Below are 8,908 nucleotides of genomic sequence, written 5' to 3'. Positions count from 1 at the left end.
TCGGGCGGGCCTCAGACCCCCGGGCGGACGAGGCGGGCGTGGAGCTGCATCGCCGACACGTCGGTGAGCGAGGCGACCTGGTCGACCACGACGCGAAGGCGTGCCGCGTCGTCCGGGGCGGCCGTCCAGTCCGCCGCGAACGGCGGCTCCAGCGCGAGCGGGGCGCGGTCCGCGAGGACCTTCACCAGCTCGGCGAGCATCTCGCGCTGGCGCAGGTACAGCGGCTCGCGCTCGCGCGGCGCCATGACATAGGCGACCGCGATGCCCTTGAGGGCGAGGATCTCCGCGCTCGTCTCCTCGGGCACCACGAGGCGCGCGGAGTACCGGGTCAGCGGACCGTCCCCGTACTCGGCGCGCGTCGCCGCCAGCGCGTCGCCGATGAAGCGCCCGATGAGCTGGCTCGTCGCGTCCTTCAGCGCGGCGAGCGCCCGTCGCGACCCGTCGAACTCGGTGACGAGGTAGCCCGTGCCCTTGAGCCGGCAGATGGCGGCGTCGAGCGCGTCGGCGTCGTTCCACGAGCCGTACCAGGCGCGCACGTACTCGACGACGCGGGCGCGCTCCTCGGCGTCGTCCATGCGGGCGAGGTCGAGGCGGCCGCCGACCACGCCGTCCTCGACGTCGTGCACCGAGTAGCTGATGTCGTCAGCCAGGTCCATGACCTGCGCCTCGAGGCACTTGACGCCGTCGGGTGCGCCCTCGCGGAGCCAGGTGAAGACCGGCAGGTCGTCGTCGTAGACGCCGAACTTGTGCGTGGGCAGGCCGTCCGGCCGGGCGGGGCCCGCGCCGAACGCCCACGGGTACTTGACGCTCGCGTCGAGGCTCGCGCGGCTGAGGTTCAGTCCGACGGGCGTGCCGTCGTCTGCGAAGACCTTCGGCTCCAGGCGGGTCAGCAGGCGCAGCGTCTGCGCGTTGCCCTCGAAGCCCCCGATGCCGGAGGCGAGGTCCGCCAGCGCGGACTCCCCGTTGTGGCCGAACGGGGGATGGCCGAGGTCGTGGGTGAGGCAGGCCGCGTCCACCACGTCCGGGTCGCAGCCGAGGGACCGCCCCATCTCGCGGCCCACCTGGGCCACCTCGAGGGAGTGGGTCAGCCGGGTACGGACGAAGTCGTCGCTGCCCGGGCCGAGGACCTGCGTCTTCGCGCCGAGCCGGCGCAGGGCCGAGGAGTGGACCACACGGGCGCGGTCCCGCTCGAACGGCGTGCGAGCGCTGGACTTGGGCGGCTCCGGCACCCAGCGCTCGGCGTCCGCCGCGGTGTAGTCCTCGTGCACGACCTCACTCTAGCCACGCGGATCGTGTGCTCCGGCCACGCGCCTGCCTGCTCGCGGGGCCCCGCCGGGTCAGTCGCGGGGCTGCCGCCCCCGGTACACCGCCGTGCGCAGCTCGACCTCCCACGGGAGGGCCTCCGGCATGCCAAGCTCGTGCGCCACGGCGACCTCCGTATCGACGTCGTAGGGCACGCGCACGAACCCCAGGCCGAACGGGCCGGGCTCCGCCGGCCCCGGCACGCCCTCGAGGATCGCGTACACCGGGACGGGCTCGTCGAGCGGGTTGCCGACGCTGCCGGCGTTGAACAGCGTGCGGCCGTCGCGCACCTCGACGTAGGTGTCGTGGATGTCGCCGTAGCCCACGACCGTGGGCTCGGGGCCGGGCCCGGTCATCGGCGTCGCGGCGAACATGCCGTCGAACTCCGCGCCGGTGTGGTGGAAGTGGACCCGGGTGTGCACGCTCGTCGCCGAGGCGTGGAACAGCCGGATGCGCCGGCCGCTGAGCAGCAGGTCGTGGCTCTCGGGCAGCGCGGCGAGCCACTCCCGCTGGTCGGGCCGCAGCTCGTCGCGCCACCACACCATGCCGGCGCTCTCGTCGTCCTTGATGGCCGGGAGGAAGTCGTCCCAGTTGCCGCGGATGTTCACCTCGCACACCTCGGCGCACCGGTCGACGACGGCGCTGCCGCGCGGGCCCTTGCCCGCGTTGTCGCCGAGGTTGAGGATCCGCGTGATCCCGCGGGACGCGATGTCGGCCAGCACGGCTTCCAGCGCGGTCAGGTTGCCGTGGACGTCCGAGATGACCGCGATGCGCTCGACCGGCCCGGCCGGCCCGGCCGGCTCGACCGGCCCGGCCGGGTCCTCGCGAGGCTCCCTCATCCGGCTACTTCTGTTGCCAGCTGAACGCACCGGGCAGGTCGACGCTGTGCTTCTTGGTCCGGGAGTTCCAGGACCACGGGCCGACCTTGAGGCTCCACGACGACAACCCCCGCTGCGTGAAGTTGAACTTCACCGGGCCGAACGACATGCGCTTGCGGAACTTGATTCCGGACAGGAGTCCCATGGTGCTTCCTCGATCGTTCGGACGACGTCTAACCGGTCAAAGGGTAGCGAAGCGCCGCACACGGACAAACTCCGGCTCACCGGCGCCAGGACTTTCTGGCTTCCGCCGACGTCGGCCGGCGCCGGTCCGCTTCGAGAAGGCGATCGGGTATCGCTATCACGGCCGAAGCGATACCTGATCGCCTTCTCGAAGCGGACCCTGGACGTCGTCAGGACTTCTTGGCTTCCGCCGACCTCGGTTTGCCTGGACCCTCGCGGGAGGCGCGCGTCAGGACTTCTTGGCTTCCGCCGACCTCGGTTTGCCTGGACCCTCGCGGGAGGCGCGCGTCAGGACTGGTCGGCCATCCACGCGTCGCTCGCCCGCTGGACGTCGGCGGCCGTCACGGAGTCCGCGACCGTGACGAGGAACCAGCGGTGCCCGAACGGGCAGCGCACCGCCGCCTGCCGGAACCCCTCGAACCAGTCCCCAGGCTCCGTCACGCTCGTCGCGCCCGCCTCGATCGCCCGGGCGTACGCCGCGTCGGTGTCCTCGACCGGGACCGTGAAGCTCGCGTGGGTGGCTCCGCCGTCGGGCGCCACGGAGTCCGGCGGGAACGCCTCGGCGACGGTGAAGGTGGACTCCCCGGCGGGGGAGCGCAGCACGAGGTCGGAGTGGATGATCGCGTCCCCGGCCGTGACCGCGTCGACGAGCTCGGCACCGAACGCCGCCTCGTAGAACGCGATCGCCTCCCGGGCTCCCGTGACCGTGATGTTGGGGTGAAGGGGTGACATTCTCATGCCTCCCATGCTGGCCTCGCGCCGCGGTGCAGGTCTTGGAAGAATGCGACGCGTGTTCGAAGCAGCGCCGACGCGGCCAACGCTCGGCATCGTCGACCCGGCCGCGGCGCACCGCGGGTTCACGCTCATGCGGCTGCCGCCCGCAGCCGACCTCGCCGACCTCGTCGAGTGGCACTGGGTCATCACCTGGGACCTCGCGCCGGGCGTCGCCTTCACCCAGGTCGTCGTACCGCACCCGTGCGGCAACGTCGTCGCGGAGGCCGACGTCTTCGCCGCGCACGCCATGCCGCCAGGCCTGTTCGAGCGCACCCTCGCAGGAACCGGCGGGGTCGTGGGCACCAAGCTCCGGCCCGGCGCCTTGCGTATTCTCGCGGGTCTCCCGGACGCGGGCCGCCCCGGCCTGATCCTCCCCGCCGCGCGGTTCCTCGGCCCGACGGCGGAGCCCGCCTCGCGCGTCGCCGTCACCGAGGCGGTGGCCGGCCGGGCGGAGTCCGCCGTCGGACACCTGACGCCGCTGCTGCGGGCCGCCGCCGAGCGGAACCGGACGTCGGCCGCCGCCGCGACTCTCGGCCGCGTCACCGAGGCCTTCGCCGTGCTCCGCTCCCTGGGCCCGGGGGAGCCCGTCGCGGCGCTCGCCGCCGCGCTGGGCGTCACGCCGCGCTCGCTGCAGCGGCTGTTCGCCGACTGGGTGGGCGTGGGGCCCAAGTGGGTGCTCCAGCGGAACCGCGTGCACCTGGCGGCGGAGCTCCTGGCGCGGGACCCGGGCCGCGACCAGGCTGGGCTCGCCGCCGAGGTGGGCTACTACGACCAGGCGCACTTCTGCACGGACTTCGCCCGGGCGACCGGGGCCACGCCGGCCGCGTACGCCCGCCGCTGCGCGGCGTCGCTGGAGGCGCTGGCCCCGGCGTGACGGGGCCAGGCGCCGGCGGGTCCACACCGGTCGGCCGCCCCGCCCTCAGCCCGGCGCGGGCGGCCTAGACTCACCCACGTGGCAGGTCTGATCCGACGCGAGGACGTGGACACCGTCCGCGAGCGCGCGCGGATCGACGAGGTGGTGTCCGCGCACGTCACGCTCAAGCCCGCGGGCGTGGGCGCGCTGGTGGGCCTGTGCCCCTTCCATGACGAGCGCAGCCCGAGCTTCAACGTGCGCCCGAGCGTGGGCCGGTACCACTGCTTCGGCTGCGGCGAGGGCGGCGACGTCATCGCGTTCGTCATGAAGGTCGACGGGATGGGCTTCACGGAGGCCGTCGAGTACCTCGCCGGCCGGTTCGGGGTCCAGCTCCGCTACGAGGACAACGGCACCCCGCAGCGCCCGCGCGAGGAGCCGGGCAAGCGGCAGCGCCTGATCGAGGCGCACCGGGTGGCGGCCGAGTTCTACGCGGAGCAGCTCATGGGCCCGGGGGCGGGCGCCGCGCGCGCGTTCCTCGCGGAGCGCAGCTTCGACCGCGCGGACGCGGAGCGGTTCGGGGTGGGCTATGCCCCGACGGGCTGGGACGCGCTGCAGCGGCACCTGCAGGGCAGGGGGTTCACGCAGGCGGAGCTCGTCGCCTCGGGCCTCATGAGCCAGGGGCAGCGCGGCATCTACGACCGGTTCCGCGGCCGCGTCGTGTGGCCCATCCGGGACGTCACAGGCGCGGTGATCGGCTTCGGCGCCCGCCGCCTGTACGAGGAGGACCAGGGCCCGAAGTACCTGAACACCCCCGAGACGAGCCTCTACAAGAAGTCCCAGGTGCTGTACGGGATCGACCTGGCGAAGCGCGAGATCGCCCAGGGGAGGCGGATCGTCGTCGTCGAGGGATACACCGATGTCATGGCCGCCCACCTCAGCGGCGTCACGACGGCGGTCGCGACGTGCGGCACGGCGTTCGGCGCGGACCACGCCCGCGTGGTGCGGCGCCTGCTGGGCGACACGGCTGCGGGCGGCGGCCTGCAGCTGACGTCGGGACAGTCGGTCGGCGGCGAGATCATCTTCACCTTCGACGGCGACGCGGCCGGGCAGAAGGCGGCGGTCCGCGCTTTCGGCGAGGACCAGCGGTTCTACGCGCAGACGTTCGTCGCCGTCGAGCCGAACGGCATGGACCCGTGCGACCTGCGGATGGCGAAGGGGCCGGAGGCGGTGCGCGCCCTCGTCGACGGCCGGGTGCCGCTGTTCGAGTTCGTCGTGCGCACGACCCTCGCCGGGTTCGACCTCGACACCGCCGAGGGCCGGGTCGGCGCGCTGCGCGCGGCGGCCCCCGTCATCGCGGGCATCCGCGACGCTGCGCTGCGCCCGGAGTACGCACGCCTGCTGGCGGGTTGGATCGGCACGGACGAGCGGGCGGTGGTCCGGGAGGTCTCCCGGGCGGGGTCCACGCCGGTCCGCGGCGCCACGGCGTCCGACGGCGGTCGCTCGCCTCGCGCGCCCGCCTCGCCCGGCGCTCGCGGGGACCAGGGCGGGCCGGGCGGGCGACTCGCTGCGGAGCCGTCCCGGGAGCCCCAGGGACTGGGCAGCGTGGTGCCGGCGCCCGACCCGCGCGACCCCGTGGCACGCGACGAGCGCCTGGCGCTCGTCGCCGTGCTGCAGTACCCGCAGCACGTGCCCGAGGCGTTCGACGGGCTGGGCGAGGACGCGTTCGCGGTGCCGGCCTGGCGGGCCGTGCACGCCGCGATCCGTGCCGCCGGGGGGGCCGTGACGGGGCGCGCGATCGGCGGGCAGGCCTGGGTCGAGGCCGTGCTCGAGGAGGCGCCCGAGACCGTCACGCCGCTCGTGGGCGAGCTGGCCGTCGGGTCCCTGCCCGAGGACCGCGAGGCCGCCATCGCGCCCTACGTCGCCGGGCTGGTACGCCGGGTGCTCGACCTGGGGCTGACCCGCCGCATCGCGGACGCGCGCAGCCGCCTGCAGCGGCTCGACCCGTCAGACCTCGAGGCGTACCAGGCGGCGTTCGCCACGCTCCTCACGATCGAGAACGAGCGCCGGACGCTGCGCGACAGCGCCTGACGCGGTCGGCGCGCCGCACCGCCGCCGCCGTCCCGGCGCCGCATGCGCACGCCGGGTGCGCCGACCGGCCGACGGGGACCGGCCGAGCCGTCGCGGTCAGGCGGTGACCGTGCGGACCGGGCGGTCCCGCGGCATGAACGTCACCGCGACGAACAGCGCAGCCGCGCAGGCGAGCACGCCCCAGAACACGAGGTGGATCGCGTGGGTCAGGCCGGTGCCCTGCGGGGTGCCGTCGGCGGCGATGACCGTGTTCGCGTTGACGACGGCGCCGAACACCGCGACCCCGACAGCGGACCCGAGCGACCGGGCGAACATGTTGGTGCCGGTCACGGCGCCGCGCTCGTGCCAGCCGGCGCTGGTCTGTGCGGCGATGAGGGTGGGGACGGCGGTCAGGCCCATGCCGGCGCCGATGACGAAGCAGGCGGCCGCGACCTGCCACACCTCGGACCCGGAGCCGAGCAGGAGCGTCAGCGCGGCGCCGGTGAGCACGAGCGTGGAGCCCATGAGGCCCGTGAGCCGGAACCCGGTGCGCAGGTACACCCGACCCGCGAGGGACGCGGTGAGCGGCCAGCCGAGGGTGAGCGCTGCGAGCGCGAAGCCCGCGACGAGGGGACCGGTGCCGAGGACGTTCTGGGCGTAGACCGGGACGTAGGTGGACAGGCCCATCACGACGACGCCGATGACGAGCGAGCCGGCGGTCGAGGCGCCGATCACGCGTCGGCGCAGGAGCCGCAGGTCGAAGATCGGATGGCTGACGCGCCCGGCCGAGACGGTGAAGGCGGCGAGGAGCGCCACGGCGCCGGCGAAGATGGCGACGGATGTGCCCGAGGTCCAGGCCCAGGCGGTGCCGCCCTCGAGGAGGCCGAGGATCAGCAGGGTGCTGCCGCCGGTCAGGAGAGCGGCGCCGAGGTAGTCGATGGGTTCGCGCGCGGTCTCGCGGGGCTGCTCGCGGAAGCTGCGCCAGAGCATCCCGGCGGCGAGGAGGCTCAGCGGGATGTTGATCCAGAAGATCCAGCGCCAGCTCACGAACTCCGAGAACACGCCGCCGAGTGTCGGGCCGACGACGGAGGAGACGGCCCAGACGGAAGCGAGGTAGCCCTGGGTGCGGGCGCGCTCCTCGAGGGTGTAGACGTCGGACGTGATCGTCATGGACATCGGCAGCACGGCGCCGGCACCGAGGCCCTGGATCACGCGGGCCACGATGAGCGCCGGCATCGACCAGGCGAGGCCGCACAGCACGGAGCCGACGAGGAACAGCGCGATCCCGGCGAGCATCATGCGCTTGCGGCCGAGCACGTCGGCGAGGCGGCCGTAGATCGGCACGGACACGGCCTGCGCGAGCAGGTACGTCGAGAACAGCCAGGGGAGCTGCTCGAAGTGACCGAGGTCGCGGGCTATGACGCTCGCGGCGGTGGCGATGATCGTCGCGTCGAGCGCCACCAGCGAGGTGGCCAGCATGAGCGAGCCCAGGATCGGGCCGCGCTCCGAGCGCAGGCCGACGCCGGGGCGTCCGGTGGGCGGGGCGGTCGTGGTCATGCGAGGCATCCGTGGGGCACGTCACTGTCAAGTTGCCCGGGGCATCCTGTATTCCTCCCTGGGCTTAATCGTTACGCAGCCTGGGAACCGGCTGGCTGCCGCCGGACGATCGGGACGCCCAGTCCCTACGACGAAGGAGTCGACATGACCCTCGCCCAGAGCCTGCGCGGCTTCGGGCAGAGATCGAGGACCGTGGCGTTCGCCGCGGTCCTCGTCCTGCTCGCGGCCGCGGCCATCGTGCTCGTGCAGCCCGACCCGCCGCGTGCCTACGGCCACGGCGGCCTCACGTTCCCCGCGACGCGCACCTACGCGTGCTACCGCGACGGCATCGACCATGGCACCGGCGGCAACGTCGAACCGGTCAACCCCGCGTGCGTCCAGGCGCTCGCCGAGAACGGGAACTACCCGTTCTACAACTGGTTCGGCAACCTGATCAGCGACGCCGGCGGTCGCCACCAGGAGATCATCCCCGACGGCAACCTGTGCGGCCCCAAGGCGGAGTTCAGCGCCTTCCGGCGCGGCGGCACCGACTGGCCGACGACGCAGCTCAGCCCCGGCGCGACGGTCACCTTCCAGTACAACGCCTGGGCCAAGCACCCCGGCACCTGGTACCAGTACGTCACCCGGGACGGGTGGGACCCGAGCCAGCCGCTGCGATGGAGCGACCTCGAGGCCGCGCCGTTCAACCAGATCACCAACCCGCCGCTGCGCTCCGGCGGCCCGGAGGGCGACGAGTACTTCTGGGACGTGACGCTCCCGAACAAGTCGGGGCGCCACATCATCTACTCGATCTGGCAGCGGTCGGACAGCGCCGAGGCGTTCTACAACTGCTCCGACGTGATCTTCGGGACGGGCGGCGGAGAGCCGACGCCGACCCCCACTCCCACGCCGACCCCCACTCCCACTCCCACGCCGACGCCCTCGCCGTCGGACCCGACGACGGGTGCGGCCTGCGTGGTCGACTACACGCGGCCCAACGTGTGGCCCGGCGGCTTCACCGCGAACGTCGTGATCCACAACGAGACCGCGGTCCCGGTCGCCGGCTGGGAGCTGCACTGGCAGTTCGCGAACGGTGAGACGGTCGCGCAGGCGTGGAACAGCACGCACGTGCAGAGCGGGTCAGCGGTGACCTTCTCGGCGGCGGCGTGGAACTCCACGATCGGCCACCACAGCTCGGTCTCGTTCGGTTTCAACGGGAACGGGACGGCCGCGACCCCGACCGGGGTGACCCTGAACGGGACGAGCTGCTCACTGAACTGACCGCCCTGCGTCCGTCCGGTCCGCCTCGAGAAGG

Annotated in this window: 8 protein-coding genes; 3 read left to right on the top strand and 5 right to left on the bottom strand. The window is 73.6% G+C overall.

All coding sequences use genetic code 11. From position 1 onward, the window contains the following. Positions 1–11: 11 nt before the first annotated feature. The 4 genes from L1785_RS22620 to L1785_RS22605 form a co-directional block, all read right to left on the bottom strand. Positions 12–1,268: a deoxyguanosinetriphosphate triphosphohydrolase gene (locus L1785_RS22620; protein ID WP_236091503.1), complete on the bottom strand. Its 1,257-nt coding sequence runs from the start codon at positions 1,266–1,268 to the stop codon at positions 12–14. 69 nt (positions 1,269–1,337) lie between these two features. Beyond that, complete coding sequence (locus L1785_RS22615) at positions 1,338–2,141, bottom strand: metallophosphoesterase family protein (RefSeq protein ID WP_236091502.1); 804 nt, start codon at positions 2,139–2,141, stop codon at positions 1,338–1,340. Positions 2,142–2,145: 4 nt separating this feature from the next. Continuing rightward, the gene (locus tag L1785_RS22610) at positions 2,146–2,325 is read right to left on the bottom strand and encodes a DUF4236 domain-containing protein (protein WP_236091501.1); all 180 of its coding nucleotides are present in this window, start codon (positions 2,323–2,325) and stop codon (positions 2,146–2,148) included. Between the two features lie 326 nt (positions 2,326–2,651). Then, positions 2,652–3,101 carry a VOC family protein gene (locus L1785_RS22605; protein WP_236091500.1) on the bottom strand — a complete coding sequence of 150 codons (450 nt, stop codon included), beginning with the start codon at positions 3,099–3,101 and terminating at the stop codon, positions 2,652–2,654. A gap of 52 nt (positions 3,102–3,153) precedes the next feature. On the opposite strand from L1785_RS22605, the gene L1785_RS22600 reads away from it, so the two are divergent. Both L1785_RS22600 and dnaG read left to right on the top strand, forming a co-directional pair. Beyond that, positions 3,154–4,011: an AraC family transcriptional regulator gene (locus L1785_RS22600; protein WP_236091499.1), complete on the top strand. Its 858-nt coding sequence runs from the start codon at positions 3,154–3,156 to the stop codon at positions 4,009–4,011. A 78-nt stretch (positions 4,012–4,089) separates the two neighbouring features. Then, a complete protein-coding gene (gene dnaG, locus L1785_RS22595) occupies positions 4,090–6,078 on the top strand; it encodes a DNA primase (protein ID WP_236091498.1) in 1,989 nt (662 codons plus the stop codon). Between the two features lie 96 nt (positions 6,079–6,174). Here dnaG and L1785_RS22590 read toward each other — a convergent pair whose 3' ends face one another. Then, the gene (locus L1785_RS22590) at positions 6,175–7,614 is read right to left on the bottom strand and encodes an MDR family MFS transporter (protein ID WP_236091497.1); all 1,440 of its coding nucleotides are present in this window, start codon (positions 7,612–7,614) and stop codon (positions 6,175–6,177) included. 144 nt (positions 7,615–7,758) lie between these two features. On the opposite strand from L1785_RS22590, the gene L1785_RS22585 reads away from it, so the two are divergent. Next, positions 7,759–8,874: a lytic polysaccharide monooxygenase gene (locus tag L1785_RS22585; protein WP_236091496.1), complete on the top strand. Its 1,116-nt coding sequence runs from the start codon at positions 7,759–7,761 to the stop codon at positions 8,872–8,874. The last annotated feature ends 34 nt before the right edge of the window (positions 8,875–8,908 follow it).

This window comes from Antribacter soli, assembly GCF_021568775.1.
GTDB classification, from domain to species: domain Bacteria; phylum Actinomycetota; class Actinomycetes; order Actinomycetales; family Cellulomonadaceae; genus Antribacter; species Antribacter soli.
This window is presented reverse-complemented; position numbering and strand designations above follow the sequence as displayed.

Excerpts from the sequence above, each read along its gene's own strand:
- L1785_RS22615 (WP_236091502.1), bottom strand. The coding sequence starts at position 2,141 with ATGAGGGAGCCTCGCGAGGACCCGGCCGGGCCGGTCGAGCCGGCCGGG.
- L1785_RS22610 (WP_236091501.1), bottom strand. The coding sequence starts at position 2,325 with ATGGGACTCCTGTCCGGAATCAAGTTCCGCAAGCGCATGTCGTTCGGC.
- L1785_RS22605 (WP_236091500.1), bottom strand. The coding sequence starts at position 3,101 with ATGAGAATGTCACCCCTTCACCCCAACATCACGGTCACGGGAGCCCGG.
- L1785_RS22590 (WP_236091497.1), bottom strand. The coding sequence starts at position 7,614 with ATGACCACGACCGCCCCGCCCACCGGACGCCCCGGCGTCGGCCTGCGC.
- L1785_RS22585 (WP_236091496.1), top strand. The coding sequence starts at position 7,759 with ATGACCCTCGCCCAGAGCCTGCGCGGCTTCGGGCAGAGATCGAGGACC.